The sequence below is a fragment of the Arthrobacter sp. genome, from assembly GCF_030540645.1.
In the GTDB taxonomy this organism is placed as follows: domain Bacteria; phylum Actinomycetota; class Actinomycetes; order Actinomycetales; family Micrococcaceae; genus Specibacter.
The window spans coordinates 55,297-74,889 of record NZ_JAUNVV010000001.1; the positions used below are offsets into that span (position 1 = coordinate 55,297).

The window sequence follows — 19,593 nt, forward strand, 5'->3', positions numbered from 1 at the left end:
ATGGAAACGATGAGAGTTTTGGTCACAGGTGGTGCCGGTTACATCGGCTCGCACACGGTTCTTTGCCTGCTGGAAGCCGGGTACGACGTCGTCGTGCTTGATAACCTTGCGAACTCGTCCGTCGAGTCGCTGAAGCGGGTGGAAGAGCTAACGGGAAAGCGTCCGGAGTTCGTTGAGTTGGACCTGCTCGACGCGGACGGCGTGGACAACTTGTTTGAAGCCGGAGGATTCGATTCGGTGATCCACTTCGCCGGGTTGAAGGCTGTGGGGGAGTCCGTGGCCGAACCGCTGCGCTACTACCAAAACAATATTGTCGGCACCCTGAACCTCTTGGCATCGATGGACAAACACGGTGTCCGCACGATTGTTTTCAGCTCATCTGCGACAGTCTACGGCGCCAGCGAAGAAGTGCCACTTATCGAAAAAATGCCCCTCGATGCGACCAATCCCTATGGGCGCACGAAAGAACAAATCGAAGACATCCTCAGCGACCTGGGTGCAGCCGACCCTACTTGGCGGGTGGCGCTGCTGCGCTACTTCAACCCGGTCGGTGCCCACGAGTCAGGACGCATTGGTGAGGACCCCACCGGGATACCCAACAACTTGCTACCCTTCGTTGCACAGGTCGCTGTGGGACGCCGTGACAAGGTCTTGGTGTTTGGCAATGACTACGCCACTCCGGACGGCACCGGTGTTCGCGACTACATCCACGTCATGGACCTTGCCGCCGGGCACCTTGCCGCACTGGGCTACCTTGGCAACCACCCAGGGGTATTCACGTGGAACTTGGGAACAGGAAATGGCGCCTCAGTACTGGAAGTCATTCAAGCCTTTGGTGATGCCGTTGGTAGGCCGATCCCGTTCGAGTTCGCTCCCCGACGTCCAGGGGACGCTGCTGTGAGTTATGCTGATCCCTCTGCTGCGCTTGCCGACCTGGGCTGGTCTGCGAGTCGCAATCTGGACCAGATGTGCGCCGACCACTGGCGCTGGCAGGAAAACAATCCGAATGGCTACGCGTCGCAGCACTAGTCCCTGCGACAACAGAACATGGTACATAAATGACCTGGTTAGACACCGCCCCGACCATCTTGGCTGCGGCGCTGATCATCTTCGTTCCGGGCGCGTTGTTGGCCTGGGCATTCGGGCTCCGGGGCCTCGCGTGGATTGCCGCGGCCGCACCGCTGACAGTGACCTTGGTCTCGGTGGGCACCATCGCAGCGGGCATTGTTCATCTCGGCTGGAGCCCGGTGGTCCTGGGGGTATTCTCGCTTGGTGCCTGCGCGGTTGCTTGGGGTGGACGCAAACTCGTCCTTGCCCGGTTTGGCAGTAAACGCGAAACGATTCCTCCTCGTCCAACAGCCGCAATCGTGCTGGCGGGCCTTGGGGGTCTTGTTTTTGGCTCGGGTGTCATTGCGTTGCGCCTGTTACGGATGTTCATTGCTCCAGCTAACATTTCCCAAACGTACGACAATGTTCATCATCTGACGGCCATCCGGGCCATTCTGGAATCGGGGAATGGCTCGGCGCTGTCTGTGGGCAGCATGGTGCAAAACGGACCTGCCGGGATATACCCATATGCGTGGCACAATCTGGTAGCCCTCACCGTGCAAGTCAGTGACGCGCGGCTGCCCGTGGCCGTCAACAGTGTCAATATTGTCATCGGTGCTTTGGTATGGACTGTTGCGGCCATGTTCCTAGCTTCGCGGGTGGCCGGGACACGCCCGGCGGTGCTGCTTCTGGCCGGTGCTGTGGCAGGGAGTTTCGGTGCTTTTCCCTTCCTCGCACTTGGTTGGGGCGTGCTGTATCCAAACTTTCTGGGGATCGCGCTGCTTCCAGTCTTTATCGGCTTGGTGGGTGAAGGGCTCAAGCTCTCTCCTGCCCCGCGCATGCACCCCGCACTCTGCCTCACAATCCTGGTCATCGGCTTGCCCGGTCTTGCCATGGCGCACCCGAATATCGTCATGGCTCTGGGTGCCTTCACAATCCCGCTGTTGGTTTTTTGGCTTGTTCGGCTGTTGGCAGGGAGGCGAATCTCGCGGTGGGGCACTGGTGCGGCACTGCTGGCCGTGGTGCTCTACATGGCCTTGTTCGTGGTGCTCTGGGACAGGCTCCGACCCAGCGTGGCCGGGTCACATTGGCCACCAACACTTACCCTGCCAGTTGCCGCCGCTGAGGCTCTCGCGGTCTCGCCTTTACAGGTTCCACTTTCCTGGCCTGTCTTCATCCTGATGCTTCTGGGGATTTTGGCTGTGTGCATTCAGAGGCGCCGAATTTGGGCATTGGGTACCTTCATGGTTGGTGCGATGTTCTTTGTTGTGGTTTCCAGTTTTCCAGCCACGGCCCTTCGGCAGGCCGTCACCGGAGTCTTCTTCAACGACAGCAACAGGCTTGCCGCACTGTTGCCAGTCGTGGCCCTGCCGTTGATGGTCACAGGAGCGGTTTGGGTGTTCGATCTGGCTCAGCAACGGATTCCAGCTGGGGCCCTGCAGAGATCCTCGCTGCGGACAGCCGTCGCCGCTGCGGGGGTGTTGGCTGCGGTGCTGGTGGGCGTCGCGGCGCAAAACAATGCAGTCGGGGTCACCGAGAGGGATACGAGCGAATACTATGTTTCCAATGCTGATTCGTGGCTGCTCTCGAGTGATGAAGCTGCCTTGCTTAGACGGGTGCCTGAAGAGATTCCGGCGGGGGCCACTGTCATCGGCCATCCGGCCAACGGGGGCTCCCTTGTGTACGCCCTTGAAGGCATTAAGACCGTAGTGCCGTCACTGTCCTCGGTTCAAAGCCCTCAGATAAAAACAGTATTCGCCCACCTGCAAGAAATTGATGTGAATCCGGCTGTTTGCGACGCGATTCGATCCCTGAATGCCTACTACTTCCTCGACTTTGGTAGCGGTCGGCAGGTTAGTGACATGCGCATGACCATCCCCAGCTCGGAAGACCTTGCGGTTACTCCGGGGCTGACTCTGATCGACGAGGAAGGGCCGGCGAAACTCTACCGAATTGATGCATGCCACTAGAATGGCCGTGGCACGGCCAAGGTTGGAAATGCAAACGTAAATGAATGCACCGGAAAGTTGTGGGGTGACTCTCACCTGACTCTGATGGTCTGCAAAGCTCTATATTCTAGTAGTCAACGCATCGGCTTGGGCCAGTTCGCTGGTGAACCAGCAATTTCAAGAGATTAGGTTACAAATAACGTGAAGATTGCAGTTATTGCACTGGGTAAGATCGGCCTGCCGTTGGCTGTTCAGTTTGCGTCCAAAGGCCATGAAGTTGTTGGAGTAGACGTCAATCCTGCCGTTGTGGACCTTGTTAACGCAGGAGTGGAGCCATTCCCCGGCGAAGCGCACCTACAGGAGAAGCTCTCCGAGCTGGTACCTGCGGGCAAGCTGCGGGCGACGACGGATTACGCCCAGGCTGTTCCCGGCGCCGACGCCGTGGTGCTGGTCGTGCCGCTATTTGTCGACTCGGAGGCCAAGCCCGACTTCGGCTGGATGGACGCCGCCACCGCCGAATTGGGCAAGCACCTGAGCGCAGGCACGCTGGTCTCCTACGAGACGACCCTTCCCGTTGGCACCACCCGCACCCGCTGGAAGCCGGCGCTGGAGGCTGCTTCTGGTTTGGTTGAGGGCAAGGATTTTCACCTCATTTTCTCGCCTGAGCGAGTCCTTACGGGCCGCGTCTTCGAGGACTTGCGCAAGTACCCGAAGCTTGTTGGCGCGTTGACCGACGCTGGCGCAGCCAAAGCCATAGAGTTCTACGAGGCGGTGCTGGACTTTGACGAGCGCCCGGACTTGGACCGCGGAAACGGTGTCTGGGACCTCGGCTCGGCGGAAGCTTCCGAACTGGCCAAGCTTGCAGAGACCACGTATCGCGACGTCAACATCGGGCTGGCCAACCAGTTTGCCCGCTTCGCTGCCACTGCAGGCATCGACATCTACCAGGTCATTGCCGCCTCCAACTCCCAGCCGTTCAGCCACATCCACCAGCCCGGCATTGCCGTTGGCGGACACTGCATCCCCGTCTACCCCCGCCTGTACCTATGGAACGATCCCGACGCCACCGTGGTCCGCGCAGCACGGGCAGCCAATGCAGACATGCCCGACTACACTATCGGCCTGCTCGAAGGCGCCTACGGGGACCTGACCGGAGCACGCGTCGTTGTACTGGGTGCGGCGTACCGCGGCGGAGTGAAGGAAACAGCGTTCTCGGGCGTTTTCGACGCCGTCGAGGCCATCAACCGCCGCGGTGGCACTGCCCTGGTGCACGATCCTATGTACACCGATGTGGAGTTGGAAAAGCTCGGCTTTGCCCCGTACCACTTGGGTGAGCCTGTGGACGCCGCCGTCGTGCAGGCAGACCACGCAGAGTACCGCGATTTGACCCCGGCGAAGCTTCCCGGGCTCAAGGTCTTCATTGACGGGCGCCGCGTCAGCTCGGCAGAGAAGTGGGACGGCGTCGCCTACCGCGTCATCGGCAAGGCCTAGAAAGCTCAATTCGTCCACTCAGTGGGCCGAGTCAGGAGAAACATCATGAGTTATGTAGCACCCAGCGCCGACGTGTCGGATGACGCTGCAATTGGTGAAGGCACCAAGATTTGGCATTTGGCCCAAGTGCGCGAAGAAGCTGTGCTTGGCCAAAACTGCATTGTGGGCCGAGGTGCCTACGTAGGCACGGGAGTGCGCATCGGCGACAACACCAAGATCCAGAACTACGCCTTGGTGTACGAACCGGCAGTGCTGGGCCATGGTGTTTTTATCGGACCGGCCGTCGTGCTCACCAATGACACCTATCCGCGCGCCGTCAGCCCCGACGGGTCGCTGAAGAGCGCCCATGACTGGGTGCCCGTTGGCGTCATCATCGAGGACGGGGCTTCCATTGGTGCCCGTGCTGTTTGCATAGCTCCCGTAACAATTGGCCGGTGGGCTACCGTCGCAGCCGGGTCCGTGGTGACGAAGGATGTTCCGGCGTTTGCGCTGATGGCAGGCGTTCCAGCCCGTCGACTGGGCTGGGTCGGCAAGGCTGGCTTTCCGCTAAAGCAGGAGGGTGGTTTTTGGGTTTGCCCTGAAACAGGGGCAAAATACATTGAGGATTCAAACTCCCTTAAAGAGGCAGAGGACAACGCATGAGCCAGGACTTCATTCCCGCAGCAAAACCGATCATTGGTGACGAGGAAAGGGCAGCGGTCGACGCCGTCATGGCTTCCGGCATGTTGGCACAGGGCAAGCAGGTGGCCGAGTTCGAAACGGAATTCTCCCAAGTCCTTCTGGACGGCCGTGCCAGCGTCGCCGTGAACTCCGGCACCTCCGGGCTGCACCTGGGCCTGCTGGCTTCCGGTGTTGGCGCCGGCGACGAGGTCATCGTGCCTTCGTTCACCTTTGCCGCCACCGGCAACTCGGTGGCGCTGACCGGGGCAACCCCGGTCTTTGCCGACATTGAGCTGGACTACTACTCCCTCGACGTGGCCCATGTGGAGTCGCTCATCACGGACAAGACAAAGGGCATCATGCCCGTCCACCTCTACGGTCACCCCTTCGCCGCCGAGGCCTTCGCCGCGCTGTGCGACAAGCACGACATTGACCTGTACGAGGACGCAGCTCAGGCACACGGTGCCGCACTGAACGGCAAAAAAGTCGGCACCTTCGGCAAGTTCGGCATGTTCAGCCTGTACCCCACGAAGAACATGACGTCGGGAGAGGGCGGCATGGTGTCCACCTCGGATGCCACGGTGGAGCGCAACGTGCGCCTGCTGCGCAACCAGGGCATGGACAAGCAGTACGAGAACGAGCTGGTCGGCTTCAACAACCGCATGACGGACCTACACGCCGCCATCGGCCGGGTGCAGCTGACAAAGATCGAGGCCTGGACCAAAAAGCGCCAGGAGAACGCCGCATTTTTGACGGCCAACCTCGAAGGCGTGGGAACGCCGAAGGTGGCCGAGGGCGCCGAGCACGTCTACCACCAGTACACGATCCGTGTGTCCGAGGGCCGCCACGCACTGCACGAGCGCCTCCGCAGCGAGTTCAACATCGGCTCCGGCGTCTACTACCCGGTGCCGAACCACCGCCTGCCCTCCTTCAACCGCACCGAGGACCTGCCGAACACGGAGATCGCCGCGAAGGAAGTCCTCTCGCTGCCGGTGCACCCCTCGCTGTCGCAGGACGACCTGGAGCGCATTGTCGCCGCCGTGAACACCATCGTGAAGGCAGGGGCATAACATGGCGAACTTGCGTGTAGGGCTCATTGGCCTGGGCATGATGGGCCGCCACCACGCCCGTGTCATCCGCGAGGTCGACGGCGTCGAGCTGGTGGCCGTGGCCGACGCCTTTGGTGACCCCCACGGCGTCGCCAGGGAGCTGCCGGTACTTGGCAGCGTAGAAGAACTCATCGCCGCCGGCATAGACATGGCTGTAGTGGCCGTGCCCACCGGCATGCACGAGGAAGTCGGCTTGGCATTGGCCGAGGCAGACATCCACACGCTCGTCGAGAAGCCGATAGCGGCCAGCGTCCCCGCCGGGCAGCGCCTCGTTGAGGCGTTCGCGGCCAAGGGTCTAGTGGGCGCCGTCGGACATATCGAGCGCTTCAATCCAGCCCTGCAGTCGCTGCGCGAGCGCATCGCCGACGGAGAACTGGGCGACGTCTACCAGATCGCGACACGCCGGCAGGGCCCGTTCCCGGCCCGCATTGCCGACGTCGGAGTGGTCAAGGACCTGGGCACGCACGACATCGACTTGACCGCCTGGCTGGCACAGAGCCGTTACGAATCGATCTTCGCCCAAACCACGACCCGCAGCGGGCGCCCGCACGAGGACATGGTGGCTGCCACCGGTAAGCTGACCAACGGCATCATCACGAACCACCTGGTGAATTGGCTTTCACCCATGAAGGAGCGCCTTACCATCGTCACAGGTGAAAAGGGGGCGTTTGTGGCCGACACGGTCACGGCGGACCTTACCTTCTACGAAAATGGCACCGTGGCCACAGAATGGGATTCCATCGGTGCCTTCCGTGGCGTCTCCGAAGGCAATGTGACCCGCCTGGCGATTGCCAAGCCGGAACCGCTGCGCACCGAACACGAAGCTTTCCGCGACGCTGTGCTCGGATTGCGCAATGATGTTGTGACCATGGCTGAAGGTCAAGACACCTTGGTCGTGGCCGAGGCAGTGCTGGAGTCGTCGCGCCTCGGTCAAAGTGTGCGAATTCCTCGACAGTGAAAACCGGAAAACCGTTGAAAGTCACAGTTGCCAGCAGACTGTTTGCCCCTGAAGTGGGAGCGGCTGCCTTCCGATTGGAGGCACTTGTCCACGGTCTCCTCGAGCAGGGCGCGGACGTGACTGTTCTTACCACCAGGCTTCCCTCCGGCAGCCCGGTCTTCACGCCGCCCTACAAGCTGAAACGTTGGCCCGTACTGCGTGACGCGGGCGGCTATGTGCGCGGATACGTGCAATACCTCAGCTTCGACATCCCGGCCTTCTTCCGGTTGCTGGCCACCTCCGCCGATGTAGTGGTCTCAGAGCCGCCACCCACAACAGGTGTTGTTGTGGCGCTTTCTTCTCTGCTCCGCCGACGTCCCTTTGTCTATTATGCCGCCGACATCTGGAGTGAAGCTCTCGCCGCCATGGACGTCCTGCCCATCGTCAAGAAATCGTTGGCGGTGGTCGAAGGCTTTGTGCTGCGCAGTGCCGTTCAGGTCATTGCTGTTTCGGAGCCGGTGGCCGAGCAGGTCGCCAAGTTCAATGTGCCGCTCGAGCGCATCAGCGTTGTGAGCAACGGTGTGAACACGAGTATTTTCAAGGCTCAAGGACCTTCTCCACTGGCAGAGAAGCCCTATTTGATCTACACCGGCACCATGAGTGAGTGGCAGGGTGCAGAAATATTCATCCAGGCACTGCCGTACGTGCATGAGAAGTTCCCGGATGTGGAGATCCGATTTTTTGGGCAGGGCACCGATGAGGCACATCTGGAAGCAACCGCATTGCGACTGGCACCAGGCAGTGTCCACTTCGGCGGGGTTGTTCCACCTGACCAGGCAGCGGCATGGATTCGCGGTGCGGTTGGGGCGCTGGTAAGCATCAAACCCGGACAGGGCTACGATTTTGCCAAGCCCACCAAGATCTACGCCGCTGCCGGCTGCGGAACCCCGGTGGTCTTTTCCGGGCAGGGAGCAGGGGCGCAGATCGTGGAAGAAGGCAATTTGGGCATTGCCTGCGACTACGATCCACGAGCTGTCGCGGAATCCTTGATTGAACTTCTGTCCACGCCTGCGACTGCCGCAGACCAGCAGTATCGCATTAAATGGGTAGTGGAGAACGCCTCCCTGGAAGCTGCCGGAAAACAGGCAGCCAAGGTCGTCCTTGGGGCAGCTTCATGAGTCTTGACATGATGACGCAACAGCCCGGATCCCACACCCCCCCAGTAGGGCATCGAACAGGCGGCGCACCATTTTGCGGCGGCGTTGGACCGCTCTTGCCGTCATTGTGGTGCTGGTTGCCGTCAGTGGCGGGCTGTTCGTTTTTCGTGAGAATATTTGGGGCCCACAATTCAACCGCACTGGATACGATATAAGCAGGGACGGACAGTCGCCCTACATTGGTGATTACACCGTCCCACTCGAGGATGAAACTTGGGGTGAAACTGGGACTGACGGCGTCTTGGTCACCAAGCTGTACGGGGAAGCTGTTTACCACCCAGTCAATTCCGCATGGTATATCAGCCAGATGATTTCCTCCTACCGGCACTCCGGAAATCAGCAGTACCTTGACAGAGCCATCGCCACCTCAAACTACCTGATCCGCTGGTCCGAGACCGATGAAAATGGTGCCATGTGGTTCCCCTACCGCTTTTCCCATGACGTTGGCACGCTGAGGTTGGGAACACCGTGGTACTCAGGCATGGCCCAAGGAATGATGACGTCGGTGTTCGTCAACCTTTATGAGGCCACGCAGGATGGATATTGGAAGGACATGGCCACCAAAACGGTCAAGTCCTATGATCAGCCCAAGCCCAAGCCCAAGGACCAGGCGAAGCCCGATGATCAGCCCCAGTCCGAGGACGGGCCATGGTTCCACAATGTCAAGGTGCTTGATGGCAAGAAGTTTGTCTTTTATGAGGAGTATCCGGCGCTTGCTGACGAACAAAATGCCCATGTGGTCAACGGGCACATCTACGCACTGTACGGACTCTACGACTATTATCGGATCACCGGCAACAGACATGTGAAGTGGCTGTTCGACATCGGCGCGTCCAGTATCCGCGATTCATTTGGTGCGTATAGAAACCCTGGCCAGCCAAGCTGGTATTCCCCAACGTACTATGGACGGACCGTCTGGGGGACCCCTGAAAGCTATCACCAGGGAGTCGTCAAACAGCTCCGAAAACTTGCCGATATGACAGGGGATCAGGAATTCACCAGACAAGCCGACCTGCTCTACGCGGACTTCCACTAGCGCACTGGCAACAGAGGTGGCCAGACTCGCAGATCCCGGGGCTTCTACTGGGTGAACGCATCCAACAGGGCATCAACGGTTCGCACTGCCGCGTGGCCATCACCGTAAGGGACTGCGTCCGTAGCCGCAGGGGCCGGTCGTTCAACAGCACCTGCAAGCAGACTGAAGTCATTATCGACGAGAACATTCCAGCCGAGCTCCACGGTTTCCACCCATTCAGTCTCTGGACGAATCGTGGTGCATGGCACGCGCAAGAGGAAGGCCTCCTTCTGCAGCCCGCCGGAGTCGGTCACTACACCGGCGCTGTTGGCTACTGCGTTGACCAGTTGAGGGTAGGCGAGCGGCTCACTGAGCACCAGTGAACCGGCAGTCAGGTCAATTCCGTGGCTTTTCGCCATGGCCTTGAGCCTGGGATGAGCGAGTAGCAAAACAGGCTTGCCCAGGGCGGCGAGCGAATCCATAATGGCCTTAAGCCGGGCGGGATTGTCCGTGTTGTCCGGCCGATGCATGGTGCACACATAGTAGGCTCCCGCGCTTTGGCCGGCCGGAAGAGGTTCGTTTCTGGTTGCTATCGAGCCACGGACGCGGTACAAAACATCCGTCATGACGTCCCCCACCAGCACAGAGCGGTCCGCCAGACCCTCAGTGGCTAAATGATCCATTCCGACTTGGGTGGGAGAGAGCAACAGATCAGCGGCGTGGTCAGTAAGAACCCGGTTATGCTCCTCTGGCATCCTGCGGTTGAAGGAACGTAAACCCGCCTCAAGGTGAGCTACGGGAATATGCAACTTCACGGCTGCCAGCGCAGCGGCCAAGGTTGAGTTGGTGTCCCCATAAACCAGAACAACATCAGGCTTGGACTCCTGGAAGACTTTCTCCAAGCCAACCAGCATGCTGGCAGTCTGTTGACCATGGCTGCCCGAGCCAACACCGAGGTTGTAGTCGGGTGCGGGGATGCCCAGATCGTGGAAGAAGACATCACTCATGATTTCGTCGTAATGCTGTCCCGTGTGAACGATGATATGTTCGGCCCGGCCGTCCATGGCGTGGGCAATTGGCGCAAGCTTTACAAACTGGGGACGTGCGCCCACAACACTCAAAATTCGCATGCTTCAAGCCTAGCGGAGCGAAAACACTCTGCGTTGCTGCCGCAGTTGCTCGTAGAAGTAGTGGCGCAGGACCGAATCGTGGGAGAGCAATACCAAGGGCTGTTCAGTCACCAGCTCATCCATGCGTCCGGCCTGTCCATGGCGTACGACGGCGGCACGCAACTGCTGTGCATTGTTCGCCTTGGCTGCCTCCCGTGACAGTTGCGCATCCTTGCGGCTCAGGGCGGCAAGTTCCCCGCCCGCCATGTCGGTCAGGTGTCGGCTGATGTTTTGCCAGGCTTTCTTCTCTGCTTCCGACCAGGCCGCCTCCGCCTCCGGACCGGTCAGCTGGCCGCGGCGCAACAGTGAACCGATCCCATGGATGCGCATGAGCTTCACGGCAATGCTGCGTCGTTCCCGCAGGGTTGCCTCGCGCAGCCACGGAGCCTGGACCATGGCGTCGAGCCACTGGAACTCCTCAGCGAGGGGACGCAGGGTACTGGTGACCCGCTCCGGCCCGGAGTCGTCGGTTTGCTGGTAGGCAGGTGCCCCGTACGGGTACACTATCCGGCCTCCGCGGAACCACAGCTTCAACGTGGCCTCCAGGTCCTCGCCGACCGGGATGCCCTCGGCATAGCCAAAACCGCACCCGAGCAGGGCCTGCCGCCGCAGCAGGCCGAAGGGCAGGCTGCGGTATGCCAGTCCGTCACGCACAGGGTCAAGCACGGCAGGCTTGCTCGGACGGATCCGCGGCGTGCGCAGAATGCTCCCTTCCGGCGTGCGCAGAGGCGCAATGACGGCCGCGGCCTGCGGTTCCTGGGCGGCACGCCACCAAGCTGCCAGGGCGCCTGGTTCGAGATAGTCGTCAGAATCCAGGAAACAAAGGAACGTGGCGGAACTGGCTGCAAGCGCCGTGTTGCGCGGCCCGGCCGGGGAATTGCTGCCGTCAAGGCAGGGAAGCCAGGCGACGGCGTCGTCCGCCACGAGGTAAGAGGGAAGGGAATCCGTGAAGGCCGCAACGGCAAGGTTGTGGCAGACCACTGTGACTACAAGGTCAACGCCGAGCGCTGCCAGTTCTGCACGCTGCCCCAGTACCGAGCGCAGTCCGCGGGCCAATGGCCGGGCAGGGTCATGGACTGGAATGATGACTTCGATGCTCTGGTTCATGTCTGCCTGCTCCTGCTCAACGTGGTTCCTTGGTTCCGCGATAACCTTACTGGGTGGAGACGGCATATATGGATTCAGTACTGGTGGAGATGGTTGTTGCGGTGCACACGCCGAACCGGCCCATCGAGCGTGTCGTGGCGTCGCTTATGGCCGCGGGCCTGCCCACTGATCCGTCCTTGCCCGGGAGGCTGCGTGTCACGGTGGTATGCCACAACACACCGGCGGGTCCGATCCGGGACCGTGTGGCGCCGGAGCATCAAGAACGCGTGCGGTTTGTTGAATTCTCTGACGGCATCGCGAGTCCGGCAGGGCCCTTCAACCATGGGATGTCTCTTGCCACAGGCACCTGGGTGTCCATCATGGGCAGTGACGACTCGCTGGAACCGGATGCGTTGGCCCGTTGGGTGCAAGCGGCCGAACATGATGGGGCCGACGTGCTGATCGCGCCCATGGCCCATGCCGACGGCGTGCCGATCCGCACCCCCGTGGTGCGCCGAAACCGCAGGAGCAACCTTGACCCCGTTTCCGACAGGCTAACCTATCGAACGGCTCCTCTGGGCATCATGAAGCTGTCTCTTGTGCAGTCGCTCGGTCTGGTGTTTCCCACGCGCTACGCAACGGGGGAAGACCAATCCTTTTCCGCGAATTTATGGTTCTCCGGGGCCCGGATCAGCTACGGGCGTGGACTGCCCCGGTACTTGGTGCACGACGATGCTGTGGTTAGGGTGACGGCCACGCCCCGTTCCGTGGCTGAGGATCTGGCCTTTGCCTCGGAACTGGTGGAAAGCAGGTGGTTTGCTGGTCTTTCCGTGAAGGAACGGAGGGCAATTGTCACCAAGCTGCTGCGCGTCCATGTGTTTGGCCATGTCATGCTGCGCGCCGAGGCTGGCAGCTGGTGTGCCCGGGATGCGGTCGAAATGGCCGTCGTGGCCAGAGGACTGCTCTTCGCTGCGCCACGGGCGGCACGCCCACTGTCGTTGGCCGATCGAAGCCTGCTCGACGCCGTGGCCCGGGAGGAACCGGACGCCGCAGCCATGAAGTCCTTGTCCACCCTGCGCCGCACGTTCAGCAATCCGCGGACCTGGCTGCCACGGGATGTCTCGGCGCTGCTGCACCCCGAGGCGCCGCTTCGTTTCATGAGTGCCTCTGCACTGATGTCCTGATGCACTTTCCCTTCCGTTTGCTTTCAGCCCTGACGCCACCAAGGAACCCATGAAGATTTTGGTCATCGCCACCTGGTACCCCCACGAGGAACGCCCAGCCGAGGCACCCTTTAACGCCGACCATGTGGAAGCCATCCGCGGTCAGGGGCACGAGGTTCGTGTGGTGCACATCCGTCTGGGCACTGCGCTCGCCCTGCCGGCGGAGGCCAACGGCAGCTGGGAGGGCGTGCCGGTCAAGCGCATTGCCGCCGACCCGAAACGCCCGCTGACGCTGCTGGCCTGCCAACGGCTGCTTCTGCGCGAGATGGCCTGGGCAGATACTGTCCACACCATGGCGTTCTCTTCGGTGCTTCTGGTACTGCCCGCTTGGGCATCACAGACGGTCGCCGGGCGGGGCAGGCCCTGGGTGCATACGGAGCATTGGAACGGTGTGGTAAACCCGGCCAGCGTTTCAACGGTTTGGAAGAAGCTGGCAGGATTGCGTCGCGTCTTGCGGTTCCCACATGTTGTTACGGGTGTGACAGGCCAGCTTGCCGCTGAAATGCAGCGTTTTGCCCGACCCGATGCGGCCATGGTGGTTCCGTGCGTTGTGAAAGGGCGTGGACCGGTACTGGCCAGCACGTTCGGCAGTCCACTGCAACTTGTGGCTGTGGGGGGCCTTATCCCGCGGAAGAGGCCGCTGACAACCATCAGGACTGTCGCTTGGTTGCTGGAGCAAGGCATGCCAGCCCACCTGACGTGGGTGGGTGATGGGCCACAAATGGCAGAGTGCCAGGCCTTGGTCGATGAGCTGGACCTTGCAGATTCCGTCACCCTGACTGGAGCCGTGCGCCCTGCCGAGGTCGCAGCATACTTGTCGGCCGCAGATCTTTTCTTGCTGCCCACCGAGCAGGAAAACTTCTTCACGTCGGCAGCGGAAGCCTTGGCAGCCGGGCGCGCAGTTGTTGCCACGCGCGTGGGCGGATTCAGTGACTATGCCGATGCATCCAACAGCCGGCTGGTTGATGAACCCATACCCGCGGTGCTGGGAGCCGCCGTCATTGATGCCGTTGATGCCTTCCGCGATGTTCCGGCGGGAGAAATTGCAGGGCCAATCAGGGAGCGTTTTTCCACAGCGGCAGTTGGTGCGCTCTTTGACAATGCCTACCTGGCCGCTATTGCCCGGTCCTGACCCCTCGACAACTGTAAGGAAGCATCGTGGCCGTTCGCCGACTTGTTCTGCTGACAAACCAATATCCCTCCGCCATCGGAGACCACGTATTCGTAGGTGCGGAAGTGCCTGCCCTATCGGCACGCTTCGATGAGGTGGTGGTATTCAACTATGTCCCTGGTGCGACCGCTTCCATGCTGGAGATGCCAGGCAATGTGCACTTTGGTGGCAACCTGTACGGAATCCCACGGTCCGAAAAAGTCAAGGCTCTTTTCTCACCACGCAATCTGTTCCGTACAGCACAAATCACACTCACCGAAGCGCGGACAGGCCGCCTCCGAGGGCATTTCCGGAGCTTTCTTGGCGCAGCCACTGGCGGCATGGGCAGGGCGAATGACGCACGTTTGAAAAAAGCCTTGTATGAAGACGGTGTCGAAACCACCGTATACAGCTTCTGGGGCATGGGGAATGGACTGCTTGTGCCATGGATTCGCCCGAGCGTTGGTGCTGTCAACCTCCGGCTGCACCGCTACGACCTATACGAAGAGGAATCAGGCTATCTGCCTTTCCGTCCGTCGTTGTTTCGGCGCAGCAATCGGATCCTGGCCATTTCCGAACAGTCACGCCGATACCTGCTGGACACGTATCCGAACGAAAACCTATCGGAGAAAATCATGGTGCGGCGTTTGGGCAGTGCCGCACCATCGGCCGGACCCGACACTTTGACTAAGGAGGCTGGCGCGCGGCAGCCCGGTCATTTGATTGTCAGCTGTTCCAACATCACTGAGGTTAAGCGGGTTGTCCGAATCCTCGATGCGCTGGAGAAGTTTCCCCTTGAGACCCCGGTGACGTGGATCCATTTTGGTGGTGGCGCGTTGGAAGGGGAACTTCGAAATCGCGCAGCCAAGGTGGAGCGGGACGGGTTGATGGTTGAGATCCGTGGAGCAACACCGCACGGGAAAATACTTGAGTACTACCGGAACCACAAGATTGCAGCACTCATCAACGTCAGCATGTCAGAAGGTGTGCCTGTGAGCATCATGGAGGCAATTTCACATGACATCCCGGTCATAGCCACGGATGTTGGCGGAACGGCCGAAATTGTTGGCAAAGAAATAGGGACAGGAGAGCTCATCCCTGCGGATTTTACCGACGAAGAACTCGTCGCTGCGCTGCAGCACGTCCTGGACGCGGAACCGGGCAGCTACTCACCCAATGCACTGTGGGCAGAACGCTTCAACGCTGCCGTCAATGCGGAGGCAACTGCCGGGCTCATAGCCTCGCAACTGTAGAAGCGTATGCCGCCCCGGGAAAAACGGGACGGAGCTAGGACGGCTGGCCCAAGACTGGGGATTGCTGTATCAGCCCGGCCAGGGCTGCTTGCTGGGCAAACGCAGGGTTGGCAGCCACGACCTCGTCAAACGTTCCCCGGGTCTCGATTGTCCCTTCGCTCATGAAGAAGACCTGGTCGCAGTCGCGAATGGTGGATAGACGGTGTGCAACTGAGATGACGGTGACATCGCCCTGAAGTTCATGAATGGCGGTCGCCACGGCAGCTTCAGTGGCGGTGTCAAGGGCGCTGGTTGCTTCATCCAACACCAACACCAAGGGGTCCATGTAAAGCGCGCGGGCAATGCCAAGACGCTGACGCTGGCCACCGGAGAGCGAGCCTCCACGTTCACCTACCCGCCCGTGTATACCGTTGGGACGGGCATCCACTGTGTCCAGCAGCTGGGCTCGGGCAAGCGAGGTGCGCACACGCTCTTCATCTATGTCGCTGCCCCATGAGAGGGCAACGTTTTGGGCTACGGTGCCATCGAAAATAGCGACCTCCTGGGGTACATAACCGACACGTTTGCGCCAGTCTGCAAGAACATCCTCAAGCGCTACGCCGTCGAGCTCCATGGAACCTCGTGAAGGCACCAGCAGTCCAAGAAAAATATCGATCAACGTGGATTTTCCGGCGCCGGACTGACCCACCACACCCACGGACGAGCCCAGCGGCAGAGAGAGGTTGATGTTGGTAACGGCTGGCACAGGCGCGCCGGGGTAGGTGAACTCCACATTGCGCAGGTCGAGCGTTTTGGGCTCTCCCGTGATTGGTCGCTGGCCCAAATGTTCGGCATTGGCGCGGAATTCCGCGGCCTCGCGGATGTCTGCCATAACAAGTTCGGTGTAGGGAAGCGTGGATTGGACTAACGTGATCTGCGACTGGATCGTGGTCAGGGCCGGCACCATCTTGAATCCCGCCAAGGCAAAAATTGCCACGGACGTCATGGCCGTACCGATACCTCCGGTGAAAAACCCGATGGTTCCGATGAGTACAAAACCTCCGATGAGCGCCATATCAATGACGAACTTCGGAACGGTGGCAAGGAAGCGGATGTTGGAGCGGGACCGTGCAGCCTTTTCACGGCTGATGTACACCACATCGCCGACTTCCTCGGCTTTGTCACGCAGTGTAATTTCCTTGAGGGCCGCCAACATCTCAGCCACAAGTGTTGACATGCGCATGGCCGAATCCCGGTTGACCCTGCCGGCCTCATAGGATTTCTTGGAGAGATACAGGTAGAGGAAAGCCGCAATGCCGCCGAGATAGATGACAGTTATCAGGGCAGTCTGCCAAGAGGAGGCTATGAGGATCACCAATACTGATGCGAAGGTCAATGCCTGTGCCGGGAGTGCCACGGCTGGGAACAATACGCCCGAGATCGTATTGGCGATGCCCACGTCAATCATGCGTACAAGCTCGCTCGTTGACCTGTTCTGGCGAGAAATCCAGGGGGCCCTGATGTAGCTCTGGAAAAGGACGGTGCCCACTTCAAGTTCGTAGTCGGCAAATTTCCGGGTGGATATCCACTGCAGCCAGATATTCAGGAATGACTTGAGAATCATGACGGCCGCTGCCGCAATCAAGATGACAAGTCCAATGTTTTGGGAAATCGTGCCGACAAGAGGCAGTGCCATGGTGCCGCCTGTGGATTGGCTTTGCATGATCTGGTTTAAGACCAGCGCAAAAACTCCCAATGCGGCAGCGTCCAGAAGGACCAGCAGAGAAGACGCCGAGGCGAAGAGAAACAGGAATTTTCTCGCGTTCGAGGGCAGCAACGGCAATAGCTGGCCCAGTGTGCGGCGCAGATTTCTCAAGTTTTACTCCAGTACTACAGCGGAAGAATCCTTTACATTCTACGGTGTATGCCCGGCGGTGGGTTCCCGGCGTGCGAAAGCCAAGCCCGGCGGCGGACCCTGCGGCACAACGGATCTCCACTGCACTAGGATCAGCGAGGCGAATGCGACAATGGACTGCATGAGCAAGGAACTTAGGGTCACGCAACTCTTCGATTGTGCAGACGTAGGCAGGAATTTCGTCCGTGGTGCCAGACGGCAAGGCCTGCCATGGAAAATAGTTGACGGGCCATGGATGCGCGGGGGATCGAAGACAGATTATTACCGGTTCCTGCTGGAGATGGCTGCTGCTTATCCCCGCACACAGCTGTGGCACGTGAACATGGGTGGCAGGGCCAAATGGGCCAGGGGTCGGTTTGCGCGTCCATATGCACTAACCCTGCATGGGACAGACATTCGGGAAAACTACTGGCAGGAACAGCACCATGCAGCCATTAAGGCTGATGTGGATGGCGCCGGGCAGGTTTGGTATGCGACGCCGGACAATCGTGAAAAAGCTGAGCAGGCCAGGGCTGATGCGGAATATATGCCTATTCCAGTGGATGTCTCAGAACTGCCGCGCTGGGTTCCCGCTGCCCGGCCAAGGGTGTTCTTTCCTTCGAGGTGGGATGCTTCCAAGGGTGGCGATGCCTGGGTCCGCACAGCAGCGGATGTTGTCGGGGCATTGAAGGGTATGGATGTTGACATCGTCGGCCTTGACTGGGGTGATCGGGCGTCCGAAGTTGCGGCCCTGGGTGTGCAACTGCTGCCACGCATGCCCAAAGCCGAGTATCTTCAGGAGATGTCACGCGCACATGTTGCCGTGGGGCAGATTGCCGGAATCCTGGCTACCAGTGAGCTGGAAGCCATGGGAATGGGAATTCCCACCATATTCGCAGACCAGCACCCGGGCTATCCAAAAGACGTTGCCACTGTGTCCGTGAGTCGAGACGAAGTGGGGGATGCTGTGAAGGCAGCACTGGACGATCCAGCAGCCCTGTCCCAAAAACTGGGCAGTGTTGACTACATCAGAAGCAATCACTCACCCGAGGCGTTGCTTCCCCGATTGTTGTCCGGATACCACAAGGTACTGGAGGGCCAACTGTGAGCCGGCCCCACCTGTTGTATGTGGCATTCGCTTTTCCGCCAAGTTCGGCATCGTCGGTTTACCGATGCACAGCCGTGGCTAATGGATTTGTCGAAGCTGGCTGGGATGTCACAGTCTTAACCGTGGAGGCGGGCATTTGGGCCGAGTTGACAGGAACTGACGAAGGCCTCCTTCACGCCGTGGACCCGCGGATCAAGGTAGTCCACGTTTCGGACGGCGGATCGGAGGAACCTGGCCGAAAAGACATTCGTCGCTACTCCAGGCTCCGAATCGAAGCGCCCTACGTTTGGAAGGAATTGTTCCGCAGGCGCAGCCGAAAAGGCTTCCCGGAAGATTTTCATGCACGGTGGTTTGGCCCCGCCAGCCGTGCTGCCACGCGTATTCACCGGGAAAAGCCGGTGGATTTGACTATGGCTTCAGCGAGCCCCTACGTCGCCTTTAAAGTTGCCAGTGAGTTGGGTAACGTTCCGTACGCACTGGATTACCGTGATGCCTGGGCTTTTAATACGTTCACTGGCGCCGAGACTTTCAGCGTTGATTCGGAGCGTGGCCTGCTCGAGCAGGGGTATTTGAACGAAGCTGTGCAAACATGGTTCGTCAATGACCCCATTCGGGATGAGTATGTTCGCCGATATCCACAGGTGAGTTCAGGCATGCGGGTTGTCCCCAATGGATTCGATCCTCAGCCAGGTCATGCCAAGCCTGAGATTCGTGCAACGGTTGAACCACGGTTCGGATACTTGGGCACCCTGCAGTACACCGCCGTTCCGCTGACTGAGTTTCTTGACGGGTGGGACAGGGCCTTCGGGCAGGAAAACTCGACGCAGGCACACGCCATTTTCCGTGGAAAATTAAGCCCCACCGGACTAGTTCCGGCCAACGTGCTTGAACTGTTCAACTCCGGTATGCATCAGGGCTTGGCTTACGAAGGCCCCATCTCTAAACGGGACGTGGCCAATTTTTACCACAGCGTGGATGCCTTGCTCTTGATTCTGCCACCGGGGAAATATGTCACAGGTGGCAAGACCGCCGAGTATCTCGCAACAGGACTGCCAATAGTCTCCATCCATGCCAATGACAGTGCTGCTTCGAGCCTCCTTCGCGACTACCCTCTGTGGTTTGAGTCCAAAGATTTGACGGCGGCCGGGATTGCGGCTGCGTTGCAGGAATGTGCACAGGAGCTGGAAAATCCGTCACCTGAGCGGTGGGCGGCCGCGTGGGAATATGGCCAAACATTTGAGCGAACGAACAGCCTGCGTCCAGCCATCGAGGAGCTTCACACGGAATTGAACAAGCGGTTGGCAGC

General features: G+C 59.9%; 16 protein-coding genes. 13 read left to right on the plus strand and 3 right to left on the minus strand.

The genetic code is table 11. From position 1 onward, the window contains the following. The first annotated feature begins 9 nt into the window (after positions 1–9). The 8 genes from galE to Q4P21_RS00260 all read left to right on the plus strand — a co-directional run bounded on the left by galE (position 10) and on the right by Q4P21_RS00260 (position 9,446). Positions 10–1,029, plus strand: a complete 1,020-nt coding sequence (galE, locus tag Q4P21_RS00225) for a UDP-glucose 4-epimerase GalE (protein WP_303386940.1) — start codon at positions 10–12, stop codon at positions 1,027–1,029. 29 nt (positions 1,030–1,058) lie between these two features. Continuing rightward, positions 1,059–3,017, plus strand: a complete 1,959-nt coding sequence (locus tag Q4P21_RS00230) for a DUF6541 family protein (RefSeq protein WP_303386862.1) — start codon at positions 1,059–1,061, stop codon at positions 3,015–3,017. Between the two features lie 180 nt (positions 3,018–3,197). After that, positions 3,198–4,487 carry a nucleotide sugar dehydrogenase gene (locus Q4P21_RS00235; RefSeq protein WP_303386863.1) on the plus strand — a complete coding sequence of 430 codons (1,290 nt, stop codon included), beginning with the start codon at positions 3,198–3,200 and terminating at the stop codon, positions 4,485–4,487. A gap of 45 nt (positions 4,488–4,532) precedes the next feature. Next, on the plus strand, positions 4,533–5,129 hold the full coding sequence (locus tag Q4P21_RS00240; protein WP_303386864.1) for an acyltransferase: 597 nt from the start codon (positions 4,533–4,535) through the stop codon (positions 5,127–5,129). After that, entirely contained in the window at positions 5,126–6,217 is a 1,092-nt protein-coding gene (locus tag Q4P21_RS00245) for a DegT/DnrJ/EryC1/StrS aminotransferase family protein (protein ID WP_303386865.1), read from the plus strand. Before Q4P21_RS00240 ends, Q4P21_RS00245 begins: the two co-directional genes overlap by 4 nt. A gap of 1 nt (position 6,218) precedes the next feature. After that, on the plus strand, positions 6,219–7,214 hold the full coding sequence (locus Q4P21_RS00250; protein ID WP_303386866.1) for a Gfo/Idh/MocA family protein: 996 nt from the start codon (positions 6,219–6,221) through the stop codon (positions 7,212–7,214). 53 nt (positions 7,215–7,267) lie between these two features. Continuing rightward, a complete protein-coding gene (locus Q4P21_RS00255; protein WP_303386941.1) occupies positions 7,268–8,371 on the plus strand; it encodes a glycosyltransferase family 4 protein in 1,104 nt (367 codons plus the stop codon). 73 nt (positions 8,372–8,444) lie between these two features. Then, positions 8,445–9,446, plus strand: a complete 1,002-nt coding sequence (locus tag Q4P21_RS00260; protein WP_303386867.1) for a D-glucuronyl C5-epimerase family protein — start codon at positions 8,445–8,447, stop codon at positions 9,444–9,446. 44 nt (positions 9,447–9,490) lie between these two features. Here the strand turns inward: Q4P21_RS00260 and wecB are convergent, their stop codons facing one another. Then, on the minus strand, positions 9,491–10,555 hold the full coding sequence (gene wecB, locus Q4P21_RS00265) for a non-hydrolyzing UDP-N-acetylglucosamine 2-epimerase (RefSeq protein WP_303386868.1): 1,065 nt from the start codon (positions 10,553–10,555) through the stop codon (positions 9,491–9,493). Between the two features lie 9 nt (positions 10,556–10,564). Then, the gene (locus Q4P21_RS00270) at positions 10,565–11,701 is read right to left on the minus strand and encodes a glycosyltransferase family A protein (RefSeq protein WP_303386869.1); all 1,137 of its coding nucleotides are present in this window, start codon (positions 11,699–11,701) and stop codon (positions 10,565–10,567) included. 53 nt (positions 11,702–11,754) lie between these two features. Between Q4P21_RS00270 and Q4P21_RS00275 the strand changes: the two genes are divergently transcribed. Genes Q4P21_RS00275 through Q4P21_RS00285 form a run of 3 tightly spaced genes read left to right on the plus strand, consistent with a single transcriptional unit; the run spans position 11,755 to position 15,306 of the window. After that, a complete protein-coding gene (locus Q4P21_RS00275; protein WP_303386870.1) occupies positions 11,755–12,864 on the plus strand; it encodes a glycosyltransferase family 2 protein in 1,110 nt (369 codons plus the stop codon). Between the two features lie 49 nt (positions 12,865–12,913). Continuing rightward, positions 12,914–14,035, plus strand: a complete 1,122-nt coding sequence (locus Q4P21_RS00280) for a glycosyltransferase (RefSeq protein ID WP_303386871.1) — start codon at positions 12,914–12,916, stop codon at positions 14,033–14,035. Between the two features lie 26 nt (positions 14,036–14,061). Continuing rightward, the gene (locus Q4P21_RS00285; protein ID WP_303386872.1) at positions 14,062–15,306 is read left to right on the plus strand and encodes a glycosyltransferase; all 1,245 of its coding nucleotides are present in this window, start codon (positions 14,062–14,064) and stop codon (positions 15,304–15,306) included. 34 nt (positions 15,307–15,340) lie between these two features. On the opposite strand, the gene Q4P21_RS00290 is transcribed toward Q4P21_RS00285, so the two are convergent. Next, the gene (locus tag Q4P21_RS00290) at positions 15,341–17,161 is read right to left on the minus strand and encodes an ABC transporter ATP-binding protein (RefSeq protein WP_303386873.1); all 1,821 of its coding nucleotides are present in this window, start codon (positions 17,159–17,161) and stop codon (positions 15,341–15,343) included. Positions 17,162–17,321: 160 nt separating this feature from the next. Between Q4P21_RS00290 and Q4P21_RS00295 the strand changes: the two genes are divergently transcribed. Both Q4P21_RS00295 and Q4P21_RS00300 read left to right on the plus strand, forming a co-directional pair. Then, complete coding sequence (locus Q4P21_RS00295) at positions 17,322–18,287, plus strand: hypothetical protein (protein WP_303386874.1); 966 nt, start codon at positions 17,322–17,324, stop codon at positions 18,285–18,287. A gap of 74 nt (positions 18,288–18,361) precedes the next feature. Beyond that, positions 18,362–19,593, plus strand: a 1,232-nt coding sequence (locus tag Q4P21_RS00300; protein WP_303386875.1) for a hypothetical protein, incomplete at its 3' end; no start/stop codon positions are given.

What these genes read in the sequence shown, in the direction of transcription:
- galE (WP_303386940.1), top strand. Translation starts at nt 10, where the DNA reads ATGAGAGTTTTGGTCACAGGTGGTGCCGGTTACATCGGCTCGCACACG.
- Q4P21_RS00230 (WP_303386862.1), top strand. Translation starts at nt 1,059, where the DNA reads ATGACCTGGTTAGACACCGCCCCGACCATCTTGGCTGCGGCGCTGATC.
- Q4P21_RS00240 (WP_303386864.1), top strand. Translation starts at nt 4,533, where the DNA reads ATGAGTTATGTAGCACCCAGCGCCGACGTGTCGGATGACGCTGCAATT.
- Q4P21_RS00245 (WP_303386865.1), top strand. Translation starts at nt 5,126, where the DNA reads ATGAGCCAGGACTTCATTCCCGCAGCAAAACCGATCATTGGTGACGAG.
- Q4P21_RS00250 (WP_303386866.1), top strand. Translation starts at nt 6,219, where the DNA reads ATGGCGAACTTGCGTGTAGGGCTCATTGGCCTGGGCATGATGGGCCGC.
- wecB (WP_303386868.1), bottom strand. Translation starts at nt 10,555, where the DNA reads ATGCGAATTTTGAGTGTTGTGGGCGCACGTCCCCAGTTTGTAAAGCTT.
- Q4P21_RS00270 (WP_303386869.1), bottom strand. Translation starts at nt 11,701, where the DNA reads ATGAACCAGAGCATCGAAGTCATCATTCCAGTCCATGACCCTGCCCGG.
- Q4P21_RS00280 (WP_303386871.1), top strand. Translation starts at nt 12,914, where the DNA reads ATGAAGATTTTGGTCATCGCCACCTGGTACCCCCACGAGGAACGCCCA.
- Q4P21_RS00295 (WP_303386874.1), top strand. Translation starts at nt 17,322, where the DNA reads ATGAGCAAGGAACTTAGGGTCACGCAACTCTTCGATTGTGCAGACGTA.